This window comes from Flavobacterium sp. MR2016-29, assembly GCF_015350695.1.
Lineage (GTDB): Bacteria > Bacteroidota > Bacteroidia > Flavobacteriales > Flavobacteriaceae > Flavobacterium.
Map to the genome: position 1 here is coordinate 673146 of NZ_JADKPU010000001.1, position 20443 is coordinate 693588.

Annotated in this window: 22 protein-coding genes; 19 read left to right on the forward strand and 3 right to left on the reverse strand. The window is 44.1% G+C overall.

The window, feature by feature from the left end:
* The first annotated feature begins 2 nt into the window (after positions 1 to 2).
* Positions 3 to 2084 carry a type IA DNA topoisomerase gene (locus IR010_RS03040; RefSeq protein WP_194601460.1) on the forward strand — a complete coding sequence of 694 codons (2082 nt, stop codon included), beginning with the start codon at positions 3 to 5 and terminating at the stop codon, positions 2082 to 2084.
* 42 nt (positions 2085 to 2126) lie between these two features.
* Here the strand turns inward: IR010_RS03040 and mobC are convergent, their stop codons facing one another.
* The gene (mobC, locus tag IR010_RS03045; protein WP_194601464.1) at positions 2127 to 4151 is read right to left on the reverse strand and encodes a conjugal transfer protein MobC; all 2025 of its coding nucleotides are present in this window, start codon (positions 4149 to 4151) and stop codon (positions 2127 to 2129) included.
* Positions 4152 to 4347: 196 nt separating this feature from the next.
* On the opposite strand from mobC, the gene IR010_RS03050 reads away from it, so the two are divergent.
* Positions 4348 to 4905 carry a hypothetical protein gene (locus tag IR010_RS03050; protein ID WP_194601467.1) on the forward strand — a complete coding sequence of 186 codons (558 nt, stop codon included), beginning with the start codon at positions 4348 to 4350 and terminating at the stop codon, positions 4903 to 4905.
* A 25-nt stretch (positions 4906 to 4930) separates the two neighbouring features.
* Here IR010_RS03050 and mobB read toward each other — a convergent pair whose 3' ends face one another.
* Positions 4931 to 6229, reverse strand: coding sequence for a conjugal transfer protein MobB (gene mobB, locus IR010_RS03055; RefSeq protein WP_194601470.1), 1299 nt, complete (start codon positions 6227 to 6229; stop codon positions 4931 to 4933).
* A gap of 1 nt (position 6230) precedes the next feature.
* Complete coding sequence (mobA, locus tag IR010_RS03060; protein ID WP_194601473.1) at positions 6231 to 6668, reverse strand: conjugal transfer protein MobA; 438 nt, start codon at positions 6666 to 6668, stop codon at positions 6231 to 6233.
* 651 nt (positions 6669 to 7319) lie between these two features.
* On the opposite strand from mobA, the gene IR010_RS03065 reads away from it, so the two are divergent.
* From IR010_RS03065 to IR010_RS03145, 17 genes are all read left to right on the forward strand, one after another.
* Positions 7320 to 8087, forward strand: a complete 768-nt coding sequence (locus tag IR010_RS03065; RefSeq protein ID WP_194601475.1) for a ParA family protein — start codon at positions 7320 to 7322, stop codon at positions 8085 to 8087.
* Positions 8088 to 8091: 4 nt separating this feature from the next.
* The gene (locus tag IR010_RS03070; RefSeq protein ID WP_194601478.1) at positions 8092 to 8508 is read left to right on the forward strand and encodes a DUF3408 domain-containing protein; all 417 of its coding nucleotides are present in this window, start codon (positions 8092 to 8094) and stop codon (positions 8506 to 8508) included.
* A 2-nt stretch (positions 8509 to 8510) separates the two neighbouring features.
* Positions 8511 to 9143 carry a conjugal transfer protein TraD gene (locus IR010_RS03075; RefSeq protein WP_194601481.1) on the forward strand — a complete coding sequence of 211 codons (633 nt, stop codon included), beginning with the start codon at positions 8511 to 8513 and terminating at the stop codon, positions 9141 to 9143.
* 40 nt (positions 9144 to 9183) lie between these two features.
* On the forward strand, positions 9184 to 10029 hold the full coding sequence (locus IR010_RS03080) for a hypothetical protein (protein WP_194601484.1): 846 nt from the start codon (positions 9184 to 9186) through the stop codon (positions 10027 to 10029).
* Between the two features lie 209 nt (positions 10030 to 10238).
* Complete coding sequence (locus IR010_RS03085) at positions 10239 to 10544, forward strand: DUF4134 domain-containing protein (protein ID WP_072972243.1); 306 nt, start codon at positions 10239 to 10241, stop codon at positions 10542 to 10544.
* Between the two features lie 9 nt (positions 10545 to 10553).
* The gene (locus IR010_RS03090) at positions 10554 to 10886 is read left to right on the forward strand and encodes a DUF4133 domain-containing protein (RefSeq protein ID WP_194601487.1); all 333 of its coding nucleotides are present in this window, start codon (positions 10554 to 10556) and stop codon (positions 10884 to 10886) included.
* Positions 10883 to 13387: a TraG family conjugative transposon ATPase gene (locus IR010_RS03095; protein WP_194601490.1), complete on the forward strand. Its 2505-nt coding sequence runs from the start codon at positions 10883 to 10885 to the stop codon at positions 13385 to 13387. Before IR010_RS03090 ends, IR010_RS03095 begins: the two co-directional genes overlap by 4 nt.
* Before the next feature lie 25 nt (positions 13388 to 13412).
* Positions 13413 to 14045: a DUF4141 domain-containing protein gene (locus IR010_RS03100; RefSeq protein WP_194601493.1), complete on the forward strand. Its 633-nt coding sequence runs from the start codon at positions 13413 to 13415 to the stop codon at positions 14043 to 14045.
* Position 14046: 1 nt separating this feature from the next.
* Entirely contained in the window at positions 14047 to 15042 is a 996-nt protein-coding gene (gene traJ, locus IR010_RS03105) for a conjugative transposon protein TraJ (RefSeq protein WP_194601496.1), read from the forward strand.
* A gap of 20 nt (positions 15043 to 15062) precedes the next feature.
* Positions 15063 to 15686, forward strand: a complete 624-nt coding sequence (gene traK / locus IR010_RS03110; protein WP_072972258.1) for a conjugative transposon protein TraK — start codon at positions 15063 to 15065, stop codon at positions 15684 to 15686.
* A gap of 12 nt (positions 15687 to 15698) precedes the next feature.
* Complete coding sequence (locus IR010_RS03115) at positions 15699 to 16136, forward strand: hypothetical protein (protein ID WP_194601499.1); 438 nt, start codon at positions 15699 to 15701, stop codon at positions 16134 to 16136.
* A gap of 20 nt (positions 16137 to 16156) precedes the next feature.
* Positions 16157 to 16426, forward strand: coding sequence for a nitrogen regulatory IIA protein (locus tag IR010_RS03120; RefSeq protein WP_194601502.1), 270 nt, complete (start codon positions 16157 to 16159; stop codon positions 16424 to 16426).
* Between the two features lie 4 nt (positions 16427 to 16430).
* The gene (gene traM / locus IR010_RS03125; protein ID WP_194601505.1) at positions 16431 to 17714 is read left to right on the forward strand and encodes a conjugative transposon protein TraM; all 1284 of its coding nucleotides are present in this window, start codon (positions 16431 to 16433) and stop codon (positions 17712 to 17714) included.
* A 23-nt stretch (positions 17715 to 17737) separates the two neighbouring features.
* Positions 17738 to 18631, forward strand: a complete 894-nt coding sequence (gene traN, locus IR010_RS03130; RefSeq protein WP_194601508.1) for a conjugative transposon protein TraN — start codon at positions 17738 to 17740, stop codon at positions 18629 to 18631.
* Between the two features lie 20 nt (positions 18632 to 18651).
* Positions 18652 to 19212 carry a conjugal transfer protein TraO gene (locus IR010_RS03135; RefSeq protein WP_194601510.1) on the forward strand — a complete coding sequence of 187 codons (561 nt, stop codon included), beginning with the start codon at positions 18652 to 18654 and terminating at the stop codon, positions 19210 to 19212.
* Between the two features lie 11 nt (positions 19213 to 19223).
* Positions 19224 to 19652 (forward strand): DUF3872 domain-containing protein, encoded by a 429-nt coding sequence (locus IR010_RS03140; protein ID WP_194601512.1) that lies wholly within the window; start codon positions 19224 to 19226, stop codon positions 19650 to 19652.
* 200 nt (positions 19653 to 19852) lie between these two features.
* Complete coding sequence (locus tag IR010_RS03145) at positions 19853 to 20410, forward strand: hypothetical protein (protein ID WP_194601515.1); 558 nt, start codon at positions 19853 to 19855, stop codon at positions 20408 to 20410.
* Positions 20411 to 20443: the final 33 nt, after the last annotated feature.

Consider the following 20443-nt stretch of genomic DNA (forward strand, 5'->3'; position numbering starts at 1 on the left):
GTATGATAACTGTTATTGCAGAAAAACCCAGTGTAGCAAGGGAAATAGCCGTACTGCTTGGAGCCACAGAAAAAAAAGAAGGCTACCTGACAGGCAACGGCTATTTTGTTACATGGGCATTTGGACATTTAGTTGGGCTGGCGATGCCGGAAGATTACGGCATTACCGGATTTCAAAAATCCTCCCTTCCAATATTGCCCAATCCTTTTCTATTGATGATACGCAAGGTCAAAAAGGATAAAATCTATAGCACAGATATGGGCGCTTTGGCGCAGATAAAAATTATTGAGGATGTCATTGAACGCAGTGAAAAGATTATTGCTGCGACCGATGCAGGACGGGAGGGCGAATTAATATTCCGCTACATCTACCAATACCTTAAGTGCAGCAAGCCATTTGAGCGTTTATGGATCAGTTCCCTTACTGAAAAAGCCATTAAGAAAGGCTTTGAAAATTTGAAACCGGGAAGCGATTTTGACGGACTTTTTAAGGCTGCACAAAGCAGAAGCCGTGCCGATTGGCTCGTTGGGATTAATACCTCGCAGGCACTAAGCATAGCGGCAGGTGATGGCGTTTATTCACTAGGCAGGGTGCAGACCCCTACCCTCGCCTTGATCTGCAGGCGTTATCTGGAAAACAAAAACTTTTCCGTTAAGCAGTACTGGCAGATAGAATTACAGCATACAAAGGACTTCATTGATTTTAAAAGCCTTTCAAAAAAAAAATGGGAAAATGATATGAAGGGGGCTCAAGGTACACTGAAGTCCATCAAAAGAAACGATAATACCGCGACAGTCGTATCGGCAGAAACCATAAATTTGACAGAACAGCCTCCATTGCTCTTTGACCTTACCGGCTTGCAGAAAGAAGCCAATATAAAACTAAACCTGTCCGCACAGGAAACACTGAACGTCGCTCAAATCCTGTATGAAAAGAAACTGATAACCTATCCACGAACCGGCAGTAAGTATATACCCGAAGATGTATGGGATACAATCCCAGGCTTGGTCAGTGCTTTGCAGGACAATAAAATCTTCAGGCAAGAGATTTTAAAAGTAAAATTGGGACATTTAAACAAACGAATCGTCAATGACCTTCGTGTTACCGATCACCATGGATTGCTGACCACAGAAAAAATCCCCTCGTCCCTCCCCGCAAAGGAAAATGCAGTTTATAATATGATTGCCCTCAGGCTGCTTGAAGCGGTTTCACAACCTTGTATTAAAGAGACAACCAAAATCATACTAGAGGTCCTGCACCTTGATTTTACACTGCATGGCAGCAGAATAACAGAGCCAGGCTGGCGTTCGATCAGAGGCAGCTTTTATGAAAAGGAAGCTCCGCAGGAACTGCCAGATCTTAAAAAAGGTGATCAGCTCAAAATCAAAAATGGTTATGTTCTGGAAAAGAAAACAGTTCCTCCGGTTCTGTACACCGAAGCAGGGATTTTATCTGCAATGGAGACAGCCGGACAGGACATCGAAAAGCCGGAAGGATCCAGCGCTATGCAAAGTATTGGCATCGGTACGCCCGCGACAAGATCCGGTATCATAGAGACCCTTTTTGCCCGCAATTATATAGAGAGGAAAAAAAGGTCACTCCTGCCTACTCAAAAAGGCCTACAGGTTTACGAGCTGGTTAAAGACACGAAAATTGCCGATGCAGCAATGACCGCGCAGTGGGAGGGTGCCTTAAAAAAAATCGAAAACAATGAAGCTGATGCGGAAGTTTTTCAAAAGGAAATGGAAACGTACACGTCCTGCATCACATATGAATTGATGCAAACTTCCACTGTTCAAAATAGCCAAAGGCAGCTCTTATGTCCCAAATGCAAAAATCACAATCTCGTTATCAGGGACAAAATTGCCAAATGCAAAGACGAGGCATGTAACTGGTTTCAGTACCGCAGCATCTGCGGTGTGCATTTAAGCTTGTCAGAAATTGAAAAACTTGTCCTTCACGGCAAGACTTCTCTTATTAGCGGCATGAAAAGCAAAGCCGGAAAGGAATTTAGCGCTTATATCGTACTGAACGAAGAAGGGGGAACCTTTTTTGAATTCGGTACAAGACAAGATAAAAAATAATGCTCGCCGAAATTGTAACGCTTACTAAGGATTGAGGGACTATCAAATTGCTGATGGTCCTTTTTTTTGCTCTTTTTGTACCAGGTGCTGTAAAGAAGGATCGTTTTTAATGCGGTTAAGCTCAACTTCTATAACCTTGACAATATCTAGTTTTATTCTTTTATAATTGGCGTCAATCTCTCTTTTCATTGTATCGTTCCCGTTGTCATCAATAAAATTTAATATTTGGGGAATATCGTGATACGCTTTGGCGTCAGCACTTACTTTTTCATTATCTACAACAATTTCAGCATGGAACATTTTCTGCTTGATACGCTCATCAAAATTGTCCGAAACTGCCCCTACAAAGAAGCCTTGCGTTAATGTAGAGATTTTGGAAGCTGGAATAAGGCTGTCTAATTGCGTCGATATGGAGGTGGATGTGTCACTGCGGTTTATGCTCATGCTTTGTCTCCTCTGCAGAATCTTGCCGAAACGTTCCGACAGGTTTTTCGCAGTTTCGCCTACAACCTGGCCGCTAAAAATATTGCCAACGGTATTTTGGATAACCTTGCTTTCCTTGTCGCCGTAGTCCCTGTTTAATTGTGAAAAATCCTGAAAGCCAAGACAGACTGCTACCTTGTTGCTGCGGGCTGTGGCAATAAGATTATCCAGTCCCCGGAAATAAATAGTCGGCAGCTCATCAATAATTACCGAGCTTTTTAACTGTCCCTTTTTATTTATCAGTTTTACAATGCGGGAATTGTACAGCCCAAGTGCAGCAGAGTAGATGTTCTGACGGTCGGGGTTATTACCAACACATAATACTTTTGGCTCTTTGGGATTATTAATATCCAGCGAAAAATCATCACCGGTCATTACCCAGTAAAGGCTTGGGGAGATCATACGGGATAAAGGAATCTTCGCTGATGCAATCTGGCCCTGCAGCTGATCCTGCGCCCCGCCCTGCCATGCATCCATAAACGGTGATAAATAGTTCTCCAGCTCTGAATATGATGTGAGAATCGTAAAAACGTCTGCATATTTTTTATTCAAGAGCTCAATGGCATGGGGAAAGGTACAGTGTCTGCCGTTATCATAGATTTTAAGAAACCAGATAATCGCAGCCAAAAGAATAATAGGACTCTCGACGAAGAAATCTCCCTGCTTTTGTATCCAGCTCCTGTTCAGGTTGAGCATTATGGTGTATGCGGCCTCATATGCATCCGAAATATCGGTCATGAAATCGGGATTCAGGGGATTGCAGCGGTGACTTTTCCGCGGGTCATCAAAGTTGATTACATAGAATTTAGGCTTGACTTTGTACCTGTTATGATGCTTCAGTAAATGATTGTAGGCTATAGTGGAAAGGTCGTCAAACTTGAAGTCATAGATGTACATTGAAAATCCTTTTTCAATCTGCTGCTTGATGAAATTGTTTACGATAGCGTATGATTTACCCGATCCCGGCGTACCAAGCACAATTGTTGCCCTAAATGGATTCACTATATTTATCCAGCCATTATTCCACTTGTTTTTATAAAAGAACCGGGTAGGAAGGTTGACCGAATATTCGTTTTGCACGAGTTTTGTCTCCTGCTGAAAACTTTCATTCTCATTATTGAATACATCATCCATCAGGTTGGTGTGCAAAAGACGACTAGCCCAGACTCCAGCTACCATTAAAGCGATGTATCCCAGTCCTAATGTAAGGATATAAAAGAAGGCTGCTGTTTCCTCGGGCAGCCTCAACAATGGGGCGTTTAAAAAGAATAAAACAAAGCCCGTACCGAAAGCACTATAGATATTAGCCCGGGAAATTTTCTCATTCTTTACGCCCTTAGTTCCAAGGCAGCTTAAAGCAAGTAACAGAACGGCAAAAACTTTCGTGTAAAGCTTATGCGAAAACAGGCCCGCTGTACGGTCGAAACTGCCCAATATCTTATTAACGGTTAGCTGTGTCCATCCTTTTTCCAGAAAAAAACCATAACAGTACCAATATATATGCATTAGTACTATCAGTATACTAACTGCTCTCATGAATGCCATTATCTTGGCCAGCCCTCTTAAATCATCATCGCCCTGCATTTTACAATGTTTAATGTTAGGGCGTGAAATTAAATGCTGTTCACCGCAGCATTAAGAATAAGGCGGACTTTAGCTTCTTCTGTCCTCCTTTGGCGCGCGTTATCCAGTCGGCTTTAATTTATATTAATATTTTTAGTAAATTTATAATCCTGAATATCAAAGTCTTAACTGATAAACAAGTAAATATTAAGCAAAAATGAAATATAATAATCCTGATGCTTTTGCGGAAGAAAGTGAGACTGAATATGAAACACGGAAAAGCGTAGAAAGCCAATCTGCAACCGGTTTTATGTTTGGGATTGGCGTCCTGCTTTTTTTGGCTTTTAAAATTGCTGTTATTTTCGGCATCTATTTCTATGCTGGATTTATGCTGTCAAAAAAGCTGTGTGGAGAAGACACCGGCCAATTTAGAATTTGGGCGCTTACACTTTTATTCACCTATTTAATTTTTTGCATCATCTATTTTTTCAAGGGCATTGTCATTGGCCTGCGGGCAAAGAAAAGCAATTTATGGATAGTGCCCTGGGCAGTCTGTATACTGGTATGCTGTATTGCTCCTGCCTTTATAGTGAAATCATTTGTGGCAACAATGCTTAACCTGAAAGAGAAACAAGATCTAGCTTACAGTGTAATCAGCTGGTTTGTATTTGTACTTTCTGCGATATACATCTATGGCATTTACCGGTTCAGGACGGCAGACGCGCCGAGGCTCCTTTACTGGAGTTATGCTTTTGGACTTAGAGTGTCTTTATAACTTGTTATTAGATTAACCGTAAAACCTATTTATTCTTCCTGCGCTTTCTTTTCTTTCTCATTTCAGCGGCAAAATTGTCCTCCTGATAATCTTCTCCGTGAGCTCCTGGTATCAGTCCTCCAAAACCTTCTAATGAAAAGAAGTTTTCTTCATATAGTACCTCTCTTATTTTAGGCAGAAAATTAAAAAGTTCGTGTGGATCCTCATCTTGAAGATCGTCATAATTGTGCTGTAGGTGTTTCGACTTTGACCCTGCGTCTTCCGTTGGACTGGCGACTGTCTTATTGCTCCAATGCTCATTAAATGCATTAGCTGAAAATTCAGTTCCCAGACGCGAACCGTTACATACTGTTCTGGAATTGTGGTCAATAAAAGTGATCCCGTAAATTCGACCTGCGCCGTTTCTGCGGATAACCGGATTAATCCCATGCCTAATTAACTGCCTTTTAAAATCTTCTTCGTTATCAGTTGATTGAACTGCTATGCCTATTGTCTCCTTTAGTTTAGATTTTTTTCCATTTTCCTTTACAGCTTCCTTGCATCGCGTAAAATGAGCATCCAAAGCCGGAAGCCCTGCATTCTTCCCGAATAACGAAGCTTTGAGAGGATTCCCTGCCTTTTCTCCATTTTCATTTAATGGGATATACAAGAACCCCTGCCTGATATTTCCTTCTAACTGGCTCTCTACTTTTTCAACAGTAATATTAAACAGTGAAAGAAGGGCATTGTATTCGCCCAATGTCTGAAATTGATAGTATTTGGGAAGATGCCTGACTACAGATGCTATCTGGCTTTTCACATCGCCAGTCCGGTAATCCACCGGATTGAAAATTTTCTCTTGTCCCTTACCCTCTTTGTCCGCTGCAGGCATCAGTCCATAGTTTCTTTCCAGTTCCCGGCAAACGGCCATAGATCTTCTCTTCTCAAACTTATCTGAGATTTTTTTTCCCTCTTCATCTACACATACCGTCACGATATGGATATGCGCACGTTCAATATCGGTGTGTTTGAAAACTGCGAAAGGCTGTTGTCCGTATCCCATTTCCACCATGTAATGCTCTGCGATTGCTATAAGCCCTTCATCGCTTACATTATCCCTCGGGTCCGGATTTAGTGAAATATGCACTACGGGCTTTTCCGTATTGCGGTTGGCAAGCAGGTAAGGCTCAAAGGACCGTGCTAACTGTGCAGTTGAATATGTGCCGCCTGCAGTTTCGATCATCCTGCTTGTAAACAGCACCTGTCCTTCTTCTTTTTGCACTTTGAGCTGATTATAAGCCAATGCGCCATATAAATTGCTGCTTCTTCCAATTTTCGCGATCATTTTAATGCTCCTTTTTCAAGTGTTTATCTTCAAATTCCTGCGCTATGAGAATAATTTTTCGGCACAATGCTGCAAACTCGGCGGTCTGTTTTTCCAGTTTGTACAAGTATGCGGCAGCCTTTTTCTCCGAAAAATGGCGATACAAAAGTTTTACGACCTGATTATAATTTACCCCTGCCGACCGGAACTGGCTGTGAAATGAGGTCAACCTCATATAAAAATCAACTGTTCCCTTGTCTATTTTAACGGTTTTTACTTCCCTTTCAAATAAAAGCGATATGATAAATTTTGCCTTATTATGCATTCCCGACGTTTCATACAGTGATAAAAATTCAGCATTTTCCTTTTCGGTCAGACGAAATACATGCCTGTGTATACTGGGATCAATTTTGGGATTCCTGCCCCCTTTGCCGCCATTAGCGTTATTTTTTTCTTTCATCTCAAATCCATTTTAAATTCTCCAAAAAACCTGACTTCGGAAGGTTTTTTCAGCCCCCGGCAGGGCAAGTTGTTTTGGGGCACGAACTGCGTTTCGAGTGCCTCAAAACACAACTTGCCGTGTTCTGGCGAACACAAAATCCGCCCTTCGGGACGGATTAAATGTAGAAGGATTGACAGCCTTAAGCTGTCCTTTTTGCCACCAGATAATGCAGGCTGTTTTTCGATACGTTCACTAATAAATATCATTCTACAAAGTAAAAAACTCTTTGGCAAAACCTTACACAGCAGCATAATGCCGAAAGATGTCATGGAACGCCAACTGGTTCCAACTATAATCGAGTACATACATATCTGTGTTTCTTTGTGCGTGCAGCAAGATCCGGGGAGGTAATTATGTAGTGACCTAATTACTTAATCAGGTATGCACTAGCATAGATTCAGATTTACAGAATTGCAATTATACATAAATAGGTCGATTGGCACATGCTTATATATACGCCCATAAACTCACATGCATATTTAAGTGTGTAAACAAAAAAGTAACTAGCTGCAAGGGTATGCAGCTTTCCGCGTAACTGCGCATTGACAAATTCATATAGAGAAGGACTTACGCACTTACAGACATAAGTAATAACTAAATACAATAAGAATGAAAACAGAACACAAACCCGTATTTGTTGCCTTTTCATCCCAAAAGGGAGGTGTAGGCAAAAGCACTTTTACGGCACTTGCCGCAAGTACCCTGCATTACCGCCTGGGATATAATGTAGCGGTATTCGATGCCGACTTCCCACAGCACAGCCTTATGAAGATGAAAGCCCGCGATTTATCTATGGTAATGGAAAATGAATTTTTAAAGAAGGCAGCATTCAGGCAGTACACGGCTATTAACAAAAAAGCATACCCGATCTTCCAGCATAAAGCGGAAGGCGTGCTTCAGGCTGCATATGATTTTGTAGAGACTTCATCAGGGAAGGTGGATTATATCTTTTTTGATCTTCCCGGAACAGTTAACACTCCGGGCATATTAAAAGCGCTGACAGGTATGCATCATATTTTTACACCCATAACAGCAGACCGTGTTGTAATGGAAAGCACACTTATTTTTAGCCAGCTTTTGAAGGATGTTTTAATGAAAAAAGGAGAAATATCGATCGAAACCATCAATTTGTTTTGGAATCAGGTCGATGGACGTGAACGCTCCCCTTTGTACGAAGTCTATAACAGTATTATAGCTGAGCTCGGGCTAAGCCTTATGAACTGCCAGATCATGAGCAGCACCCGTTTCCGAAAAGAGAGCGAGGCGGGAGCCAGAAATGTTTTCCGCTCCACCTTGATGCCTCCTGACGAGCGGCTAATGAAGAATTGCCGTCTGGACCAGTTTATAACTGAATTTTTAAGAATCACCCAATTATAACATCATGGAAAAAAACAATAAGAAAAAAACCATCCCCGAATTTAACGAAGAGATGATGATGCACCTTATGGTAGACGGGGTCAGGAAGGAAGGACTTCGGATACCGCAAGAAGATCGTGCAGACGAAATTAAGTCAATACACGAAAAGCCAGCGGTAAAAGAGCGCAGCAAAATCAGGAAAGAAGATGATCAGGATTACGAAAGGCTCTTTTTCAAAAAGTCCGGCACCAACGCGCGGGATGGGAAAACTGTATATATCCGGCCTGATTTTCATGAAAAACTTACCAGGATCGTACAGGTAATCGGAGAAGACAAGATCAGTATTTACACCTATCTGGACAATCTCCTCGAATTTCATTTCCAGGAGTTCGGCAACCAGATTATAAAAAGTTTCAATGATAAATACAAACCTATATTTTAACCATGGAAACACTCATCATAATCTGCCTTATGCTTGTAATAATCCTGCTATTGCAGGATAAGATTGTTATTCAATTAAGTATAAAGGGAAAGCCAAAACAAGAAAGGGCTAATAGTGATCTTCCCGATATCATGGGACAGCCGAGAACGGCACGAAGCCTTTCAACGTCAATAAACGCCCCTGAAAGCCGAATTAAAAAGCAGCAACAGGAAATGAATAATTTTGATATTGAAATCGGCAAGGAAAATGTCGATGCAGAGATTCCGCGGGAAGAGCTGGACGATGTTTTTAGAAATCAGCCTGATCTGGAAGAGGAAGAAGAAGAATGGAACGGTTATGGAATACCGGAAGGGAATGACGGTTTTGCCCAAGGGGTTACCTTTGAAGAGCTAAGCGCTGTAGGGATGCTGCTGGAAAAAGAAAAACTGGAGCCATCCCAAAAGGAAACAGCTATTGCATTAGTTCAAAAAATACAGGGAACCGAATTATTCAGCCTGCTGGAAAATTCCATAGAGAGTGCCTCCCGGAAGATAGCAGAGCTGCTGGACGGGAGCCTTTCTTCTGAAAAGGATTCCGGACCTTCCTATCTGCGGAAAATTGATTTGAATGATTTTGATATCGGGGATTTTGTCTAAGGATGAAAATCCCCTTTATCATTTTAAAAATGTATGTCTTATGGAAAAAGTACTGCCAACAATAAACATTGAAGGAACTGAATTTATCATTGATGTGGCAAAGGAGGAACTGGCGGAGAAAGCTAATCCGCAAAATATAATGGCTATTAAAAACATGTTTTATTTGGGCCATTGCTATCAATTTCATTATGACGCTAGTGCTAAGAATTTTGCAGGTCTTGATTCTGCCAGCAGGTTCAAAGAAATTGAAACGGTCAAGAAGATCACAATACCTAATCTAACCGAGCTCGATCCTTCCCGTATGGCTGAAAGGTATCATACGACTGTTAAAAATATTAAAGGAAAGTCAGACTTTGAACTGACCATACAGGCAGGAAGTTGTCTTGATTTACGATGGAACCAGAAACTGCTGCCAATTTTAAAAATTGCCGGCCATTCATTTTTTGTAGATATAGCAGCAAATAAGCTTCGTCCAAAAGATGACTTTGCATCCAAAGGCATCGGTCTTGACCAGATAACTAATTATTACGACCGGATTGCGCACGCCTACATCATTCCCTATAATCCGAAAACACGTGAATTTCAGGAAATAGATCATTTGTCTATTACGCAGCTACCCGCAGAAATCATAGTGGTAAAGTTTCCGCATCTTCAGGAACTTGACAGGGTCGGCTGGAATATAAAATATGGCTTTGCGCCTTTTTACTGCATCAAAGAAAAAGAATTTCAGATGCATTTTAAAGCCCAAACCCTCCCTTGGGAAGAAACGAACATTCCCAGCAGCATCAGGCTGAATCTTGAACAAAAGCGGCAGCACGAAAAAAATACGCCAGCAATAGAATTGGCAGACCAGCCATTAAAGGCTAAAAACGGGCGAAAATTTTAGCTTAAACACGTCTTATAAATAAACAATTTAAACGTCAAAACGCCGCGGTTTTAGCGTTTTTTTTATGTCTGAAAATTACTTGCTGTCCTTCTGACTGCCAACTGGTTCCACCTGCTGCCACTTTACTGCAGGCATTCGGTTTTCATGGCACTTTTGTCTTCAGAGCCCGCATAGTGCGGGACTACTGTAACAGTCTAAAGTGTTTAGTTATGAAAAAACAGAGAAAAAAAATCGTGGCGGCAGCAATTGTAATTCTGTCATCATTAAAGTTATCTGCGCAGGGCAACGGTACAGCAGGCATCACAGAAGCCACGCAGATGGTAACCTCCTATTTCGATCCAGCCACACAGCTCATCTATGCAATAGGCGCCGTAGTGGGTTTAATTGGCGGGGTCAAGGTGTACAACAAATTCAGCAGCGGAGATCCCGATACCTCAAAAACCGCGGCAAGCTGGTTCGGTGCCTGTATCTTTCTTATTGTCGCGGCCACCATCCTGCGCTCCTTCTTTCTTTAACCCCGCCGTATGACTACTTACAGTATCAACAAAGGCATCGGGAGAACCGTAGAGTTCAGGGGACTCAAGGCGCAGTACCTGTTCATTTTCGCAGGCGGACTGCTGGGAACACTTATCCTGGTCATGATCTTGTATATGGCCGGGACAAGTTCCTACATCTGCCTTATTCTTGGCTTGGGCGGCGCCTCACTGATTGTATGGCAGACGTTCTCACTGAACAGAAAGTACGGAGAACACGGACTTATGAAAATCGCCGCAAAGAAAAAGCATCCCCGATACATCATCTGCCGCAAGCCTGTGCGCCGCTTCTTAAGATCAATTACTAAATCCAGAGCGGTATGAGAAACACAGCCAAAACCACAACACTGGAAAGCAGATTTCCGCTGCTGGCAGTCGAGAACAACTGCATCCTTTCCAAGGACGCCGATATTACGGCATGCTTTGAAGTCCGGCTCCCGGAACTCTTCACAGTTGCTTCAGCCGAGTATGAGTCAATACACTCTGCATGGCATAAGGCCATTAAGACGCTGCCTGATTTTACTGTTGTCCACAAACAGGATTGGTACATCAGGGAGAATTATGATCCTGAAATGGATAAAGTTGACCAGAGTTTTCTGGCCAGGTCATACGAGCGCCACTTTAATGAGCGTCCGTTCCTCAACCATTACTGTTACCTTTTTCTGACCAAGACCACCAAAGAACGCATGCGGATGCAGAGCAATTTCTCATCGCTGTGCAAAGGCGCCCTGATACCAAAAGAAATTAGGGATAAGGAAACAGTGCAACGTTTTATGGAAGCCGTGGCGCAGTTTGAGCGCATTATTAACGACTGCGGATATGTCAAAATCAGCCGCCTGAGTGAAGATGACATTATTGGGGCCGATGGCAGACAGGGACTGCTGGAGCAGTACCTGACCCTGTCAAGGGAAACAGGTACCGCCCTGCAGGATATTACGCTGGGCAATGAAGAGGTGCGTGTGGGAAACAAAAGGCTTTCCCTGCATACCCTTAGCGACACCGACGACCTGCCATCATCGGTATCGTCCGATACGCGGTATGAAAAGCTGTCTACCGACCGCAGCGACTGCCGTCTTTCCTTTGCCGCGCCAGTGGGACTGCTGCTTAACTGCAACCACATCTACAACCAGTATCTTTTTTTGGACAACAGCGAAGAAAACCTGCTAAAGTTTGAAAAGTCGGCCCGAAACATGCATTCTCTGGCGCGCTACAGCCGCGCCAACCAGATCAACAAAGAGTGGATCGAACGGTATCTGAATGAAGCGCATTCTTTTGGGCTGTCATCAATCAGGGCACACTTCAACATCATGGCGTGGTCCGACGACCCGTCCGAACTTAAGCAGCTGAAAAATGACTGCGGAAGCGCAATGGCCCTTATGGAATGCAAGCCAAGACATAATACTTCTGATACGGCATCGCTGTACTGGGCGGGAATGCCAGGCAATGCAGGAGATTTTCCAAGCGAGGAAAGCTTTTACACCTTTATTGAACCGGCGTTGTGTTTCTTCACTGAGGAAACCAATTATCATGATTCGCCATCGCCGTTCGGAATAAAAATGGCAGACAGGCTGACGGGAAAACCTATCCACCTTGATATTTCGGACCTGCCGATGAAACGCGGCATCATTACCAACCGCAACAAGTTCATACTGGGCCCGTCGGGAAGCGGCAAGTCTTTTTTTACCAACCATATGGTAAGGCAGTATTATGAACAGGGCGCTCATGTCCTGCTCGTTGATACCGGTAACTCCTATCAGGGCTTGTGCGAACTTATCAAAGGGAAAACCAAAGGCCAAGACGGAGTGTATTTTACCTATACAGAAGACAATCCCATTGCTTTTAATCCTTTTTATACCGATGACGGCGTATTTGACATCGAAAAAAGGGAAAGCATAAAAACACTGGTATTGACTTTATGGAAACGTGATGACGAGCCTCCTACCCGTTCTGAGGAAGTCGCACTCTCAAATGCCGTCAGCGGCTATATTGAAAGAATCAAGCAACTTGATGCGTTCCCTTCCTTTAACGGTTTTTACCGCTACGTTAAGGATGATTTCCGCCTGGTACTGGAAGCAAAACACGTTAGGGAAAAAGATTTTGACATTGCGAATTTTCTTAATGTACTGGAGCCTTATTACAAAGGTGGAGAATACGACTACCTGCTTAATTCCGACAAACAGCTGGATCTGCTGTCCAAGCGCTTTATTGTTTTTGAGATTGATGCGATCAAGGAGCATAAGATCCTTTTTCCAATTGTGACGATCATCATTATGGAAGTGTTCATCAACAAAATGCGCAGGCTTAAAGGTATCCGCAAACTTATCCTGATTGAAGAGGCATGGAAAGCCATTGCCAAGGAAGGAATGGCCGAATATATTAAGTATTTATTTAAGACTGTCCGCAAATTCTTTGGCGAGGCCATAGTAGTTACCCAGGAAGTGGATGACATCATCCAGTCTCCTATTGTCAAGGAAAGCATCATCAACAATTCGGACTGCAAGATCCTTCTCGACCAGCGCAAATACATGAACAAGTTTGATGACGTCCAGGCTATGCTGGGACTGACCGATAAAGAAAAAGCGCAGGTGCTTTCCATTAATATGAACAATGATCCCTCGCGTCTTTACAAGGAAGTATGGATCGGACTTGGAGGAACGCACTCCGCGGTATACGCCACAGAAGTCAGCGCTGAAGAGTATCTGGCCTACACGACCGAAGAAACTGAAAAAATGGAAGTGATGCAGCTTGCCGATGAACTTGGCGGAAATGTAGAGCTCGCCATCAAGCAGATTGCCATAAGGCGCCGCGAGCAGGAAAATCAATAATCAATAACAATTTAAAACGATAACAATGAAAAAATTACTATTCATGGTGTCTGCGGCAGTTATGCTTGCCGCCGCGCCATCAGCAAAAGCGCAGTTTGTGGTTACTGACCCTGCCAACCTGGCCTCGGGGATATTAAACAGTGCAAACGAGATAATACAGACTTCTTCAACGGTAAGCAATGTGGTTAAAAATTTTAAGGAAGTTGAAAAGGTCTACAAGCAGGGCAAAGAATATTACGACAAACTGCAGGCAATCAACAATCTGGTAAAAGATGCCCGAAAGGTACAGCAGACGGTGCTTCTTGTAGGCGATGTATCTGAAATGTATGTACAGAATTTCGGCAGGATGCTAAATGATCCCAATTATTCCGCAAGGGAGCTTACCGCTATTGCCAAGGGATATTCGGCGCTTCTGGGAGAGAGTACGGAACTTCTAAAGGAGCTCAAGCAGATTGTCACCTCATCGAGTCTGTCGCTGAGCGATAAGGAACGCATGGACATCGTTGACCGAGTATACAAAGAGGTAAAAGAATACCACAGTCTGGTGCGCTACTACACCAATAAGAATATTTCAGTCAGTATACTGCGCGCAAAAAAGCAGAACAGCACCAAAAGGGTACTTGAACTTTACGGCACCCCAAACCAAAAATACTGGTAGCATGGAATTCACTAATCTTCATGAGGTGCTGCGCTCTCTGTATGATGAAATGCTCCCATTGTCCGCAGACATGGCGGCAGTTGCCAAAGGAGTGGCAGGACTGGGAGCGCTGTTTTTTGTGGCCTTGAAAGTGTGGCAGGCTCTCAGCCGCGCAGAGCCCATCGATGTGTACCCGCTACTGAGACCGTTTGCACTGGGTCTCTGCATCATGTTTTTTCCGACCATCGTACTTGGCACAATCAATGCCGTTTTAAGCCCCATAGTTCAGGGAACACACGGCATTCTGGAAGACCAGGTACTGGACCTGAACGGTCTGCAGGCAAAAAAAGACCTGCTGGAACACGAAGCGATGATCCGTAATCCAGAGACCGCTTATATGGTATCGGACGCGGAGTTCGACAAAAAACTGGATGAGCTCGGCTGGTCGCCTTCGGACATCGGGACTATGGCCGGAATGTATATGGACAGGCAGACCTATCAGATAGAGAAAATAATAAAAGAATGGTTTCGCAACCTGCTCGAAATACTATTTCAGGCCGCTGCGCTGGTTATCGATACCATACGGACTTTCTTTTTGATCGTGCTGTCAATCCTTGGACCGATTGCCTTTGCCATATCAGTTTGGGATGGCTTCCAGTCGACGCTGACCCAATGGATAACCCGCTATGTCAGTGTTTATCTCTGGCTTCCCGTGGCGGACCTGTTCAGTTCAATGCTTGCAAAGATCCAGTCCCTTATCATTGAAAGGGACATCGAAATGCTTGCCGATCCCGCGTTCATTCCCGACACTTCAAACACGGTGTATATTATTTTTATGATTATCGGCATTGTGGGCTATTTTACCATACCGACGGTGACTGGCTGGATAATCCAGGCAGGCGGCGCAGGAAACTTTTCACGCAACATCCACCAGACTGCCATGAAGTCCGGAAATATAGCAGGCGCCGGAGCAGGCTCGGCCGCAGGCAACATTGCCGGCAGGCTGATCAATAAGTAAACCATAAAACATTCAATAAAATGGAATTCAAAACACTCAGAAATATAGAAAACAGTTTCCGGCAGATCAGGCTCTACGCTATCGTATTCGCCCTGCTGTGTGCAGCAGTGACCGGATATGCGCTGTGGAAATCGTATGGTTTTGCCGAGCTGCAGCGCCAGAAAATCTACGTGCTGGACAACGGCAAATCGCTCATGCTCGCACTGGCGCAGGACGCCTCGATCAACCGTCCTGTGGAAGCCCGAGAGCACGTAAGGCGTTTTCACGAACTGTTCTTTACCCTGGCGCCGGACAAAAATGCTATTGAAAGCAATATCAAGCGGGCATTTAACCTCGCAGATAAAAGCGCCTTTGATTATTACAAGGACCTTTTGGAGAAAGGCTATTACAACCGGATTATATCGGGCAATGTACAGCAGCGTATCGAGATGGACAGCGTGGTCTGCAATTTCGAGACCTACCCGTATGCGGTAAGAAGCTATGCACGGCAGATCATCATACGCTCCAGCAATGTAACGAGTCGCAGTCTGGTGACATCCTGCCTTCTGGTCAACTCGGTGCGTTCGGACAATAACCCGCAGGGCTTTAATATTGAAAAGTTTTCCGTGGTGGAAAATAAGGACCTGGAAGTCATTGAACGCTAAAAATTAAAGGGCATGAAACTTTTACTTGATTTAGATGCATTTGTAAAAACCCTGAATGATAAGGGATATGACGGTTACTTCCATACAGAGAGCTGCTGTGCAGGGAAACTAAGGGACAGCATTGGTGAATTTTTGGAGATTGTGAAAAACGGCAATGATGCGCCCTTAATAGCAAATTTTCTTCATTTATCAACCTACCTCGAATGGAATGGCGAAGAAAAGCCAAGGGTGGAGTGCAATATGTGGGTTAGATATGAGAACGGAAAATTCAACATGGAGCAGACGGAAATGTATATAAGAAGTACAGACCGCTACGGGCAGTTATTGAAGCAGTCTAAACTGACAGACCTTACAGCGGATTCACTGCCGACAGCACTGGAGGCAATTGCCCAAGTGTCGGAAAAACATACAGAAGAGATCGCTCCCCACAAAAGAGGGCTTAGAATGTGAACACCCATAATCATTAAAGTATGAAAAAATTAAGAGCAAATATTGACCAATGGCTTGACCGACTGGACAAGAACTGGGAAGCAATGCCGATCAAAAGGCAGCATCAGGTAATACTGTACTTTTTTACAGCGTATGTGCTGCTGACTACAGTTGTGATTTTCAACATCTGCCGTGATACGGCAGAGGCTAAAAACAGTTTGGCTGTAGAACATATTGATAACACTGCGCAGGCACGGAAAGAAAGTGCTGCGCAGCAGCAGGACTTTCAGAAGCCAATTATAAAAAAATAAGATCATGAAAGAAACTAAAAAAAAGGTCAGCCTTCTCACAGAAGTGACCGGCCAGAACTGCGCGTCATTTTTGCCTGACAAAAAGAACGTTATGGAGCGACTTAAAAAACCGCTGATATTCACCCTGATGGGAATTGTCTGCATGGGCTGCATGTATTTGATCTTTAAGCCGTCGACGGACAGGAAAAAGATCGAAAACCCAGGACTGAACGACAGCGTGCCGCAGGCAAGCGAATCGGTACTGCAGTCCGACAAGCAGAAAGCGTATGAGCAGGAAATGCTTGAGCAGAAGGAACAGCAAAAAAAGGACGCTTTAACCACGCTGTCCGATTATTGGAATGAGGACAGTTCAGCGCAGAAAGAAGCACTTCCCGATGAAGCAGAAGAACCCAAAAATCCGGCGCTGAACAGCTATCGCACTGCCCAGAGTACGTTGGGATCTTTCTATCAGCAGGAAAACGGAGAGACAAAAGAGCTGCGCAGGCAGCTCGCAGAACTGAAAGAGGAGCTCGCGCAAAAGGATGTTCCGGTCGCTGCCACAGTTGACGACCAGCTGGCACTTATGGAAAAATCCTATCAGATGGCGGCAAAATATCTGCCGTCATCATCCAGTCCAACCGCGACTTCAGTAAAAAACCCTCCTGCGGCAACGATTGACTCGCAAAAGGAGATTTTCTCGGCACTCGTTCCTGCTAAAAAAAGCAGGGTTTCTTCACTGTACCGAAAGACTTCGGACACCACATTTCTGGCAAACCGCGGTAAAGACGGAAATCAGGGATTTCATGCCGCAGGAGCATCAGAGCAGGCAGACCCGCCAAAAAACAGCGTGAAGGCCTGCGTGCAGCATACCCAGACCATTATCGGCGAGGCAGGCGTACCACTTCGTTTATTGGAAACCGCAAAGATTTCAGGCCTTATTGTTACGGCGGGCACAATAGTAACGGCAAATGCGAAAATACAGTCAGGCCGGCTGCAGTTGAAAATCACTTCCATCGAGTTGGACGGCACCATTATACCAGTGGACATTACTATTTATGACCTCAATGGCCAGCAGGGGGTTTCTGTTCCCTATTCTGCCGAAAGCAGTGCACTGACTGAAATGGCAGGCAATATGAGCCAGCAGTCCGGCACGAGCCTTATGATGACCCAGTCGGCAGGACAGCAGATGGCCGCCGACCTGAGCCGAGGGGTCGTTCAGGGCATCTCGGGCTATTTCTCCAAAAAAGTAAGAACGCCGAAAATGACCCTCAAAGCGGGGCATCAGGTTTTTCTGGTGTCCAAAAAATAACAGCAACCATTAATAAATTAATTATGAAACATCTTATAAAAACATTTTGGGCAGCAGCCGTTTTAGTTGCCTTTTCACAATCTGCGTCTGCACAATGTAATGGAGAAGCAAAACTCGATTTGGGAACGATACCGCCATACAATATGCAGGTTACCTATGACAAAACTTCCCATCTTATTTTCCCGTCCGCTATCCGCTATGTGGATCTTGGAAGCGAATACCTGACTGCCTCAAAGGCAGAAGATGCCGAAAACGTGCTTCGTGTCAAGGCGTCGGTCAAGGGTTTTGAAGAGGAAACCAACTTCTCGGTAATTACCGATGACGGCCTTTTTTACAGCTTCAACGTGCAGTACAGCTCATTCCCCAGCAGCCTGAGCTATGAACTGCAGACCATGCAAAAGGCATTGGACAGAGCCGGCGGAAACGGTATTCTTTTTGAAGAGCTCGGAAAAACAGCGCCGTCGCTTGCAGGTCTGATCCTGAAAACCATTTACAAAAACAACAAGCGAATCGTAAAGCATATCGCGTCTGGGAGTTTCGGTGTACAGTTCAGCTTAAGGGGAATCTATATCCACAACGGCAGGTATTATTTCCATACGCAGCTGGAAAACAGCACCAATGTCCCTTTTAACATTGATTATATGAGTTTCAAGGTCGTCGATAAAAAAACAGCCAGACGCACTGCTGCGCAGGAAATACCGCTTGTACCGCTTCGCACCTACAAGCCCCTTGCGGAGGTTCAGGGAAAAGCTACAGACCAGAATGTATTCCTTTTGGACCAGTTTACAATAGCAGATGACAAGCTGCTGCTTATTGAAATTTTCGAGAAAAACGGTGGAAGGCACCAGACCCTGGAGATCGAGAACTCAGATCTTGTAAAAGCAACGCTCATAAGTGAGATGCACCTAAAATTTTAGCAACCATTAAAAACATACAAATGAAAAAGTATATCTATGCAATGATGCTGGTATTGACCGGCATTACAATGATGCAGGCCCAGCGCATGATTCCCGGACAAAAGGGATTTGAAATAAGTGCCGGCAGCCTCTCCTGTGACAGCCCCTGGCGAAATTATTACGTGAACCTTGGCTTGACTGCAAACGGAAAAAACGGAAGTTACAAGCTTTGGGCTTTAGAATACAGCCACCAGTATTCAAAGTACAAGGGGCTGCGCCTGCCCCTGGAAACCTTTATCGCGGAAGGCGGTTACAGTTTCTTCGTAGTCGGCGATTGCCGCAGGAACGTTGCTCTAAATGCGGCAATTGCCGGCGTTCTGGGTTATGAAAAAATCAACCGCGGAAAAGACCTACTTCAGGACGGGGCAAAAATAATAAGCGAAGACGGCTTCCTTTACGGAGCCGGCGGACGGCTGTCTTTTGAAACATATCTGTGTGACCATCTGGTGCTGTTGCTGCAGGGACGCATCAAAGTATTATGGGCCACTGACCTGCAGCAGTTCCGCCCCTCGGCTGGACTTGGAGTAAGGTATAATTTTTAAAACACAACATCATGAAAGCAATTCTTAACAGATTCAAAAAAGTGATACTACCAGTGCTGATGTGCTTTTTTACGCTGCTGTCCTGTGACACCGATGAGCTGGAAATAAAGCATGATTTTCCTTTTGAATTGAAAGTCATGCCAGTCCCAGAAGAAATCGCCAATCACAGCACAGTGGAGATCAGGATTAGCATTGAGCGTCCTGAAAGCTATTCAGGTGCCGCGTATTTTATACGCTACTTTCAGTTTGACGGTAAGGGAACCCTGCAGTATTACGACGAGCAGCCTTACCTGCCCAACGATTTATACCCTCTCAAAGCCAAAGAGTTCAGGCTGTTATATACATCGCAGTCGGTTGTTTCACAGTCTTTTGAAGTATGGATATCGGATAATTTCGGGAATGAAAAACAGCTGAGCTTCCAGTTTAACAGCGCTGACTAGCACTGTAAATACAATTCAGCCCTGTGGAAAATCCTTATCTAGTTACTGCCCGAAGCCAATGCTTCGGGCTTTTTTTGTTGCCTGCGACAACTGTACCCGGCTGGCACTGCAATTGCATAACTCGATTAACGTTAGTATCTTAGCGTGGAACTGAAAGAGCCAAAAACCATTTTTGGCATAAAGGATTTAGCTGTATTGTTATGCAAAATGTTATCGACCGCACCAACAGATTTTACCTTGAAATGTCCAGAAAAGTACTTTCTGACAAGGAATATGATGTACTGGAGAAACTGCTGATGGAAAAGATCTCCCTGAGGGAGGCGGCGGCGCAGTACGGGGTTACATCCCAGTATGTGGAGGAGCTTTACCAGAGAACCTTTAGTAAAGTAAAAGAGATGGCGGAGCTGTTTTCGGAAATAGAGTGCTACCAAAAAAAGCTTCAGGAGCTAAAACGCCAAGTAAATCCAAATCCCGGCCCTGCTCAAATCAGAAAAGAAAAAATGGATAAAGACCGGCAGAAACTGCTCCTTAACAGTGCTTTTCCTTTCAGCAGAAGTCTGCAAGGCGTACTGGAAACCTTAGAGATCAAAAGTATCGGGGAACTTGCTGATATACCGCTGAAGGATTTTCAGCATTTCAGGGGATTTAAAATAAAGTGCAAGGAAGAGCTCATTGCCTTTATTGAGTTTGAAAACATCGCCTATCTTTTCAAAGGCTTTTCGAAATGGAAAAAAGAGCCGATCGAACAATTAAAATAATAGCCGGCACAACAAGGCGGTCTTCTTTTGCTT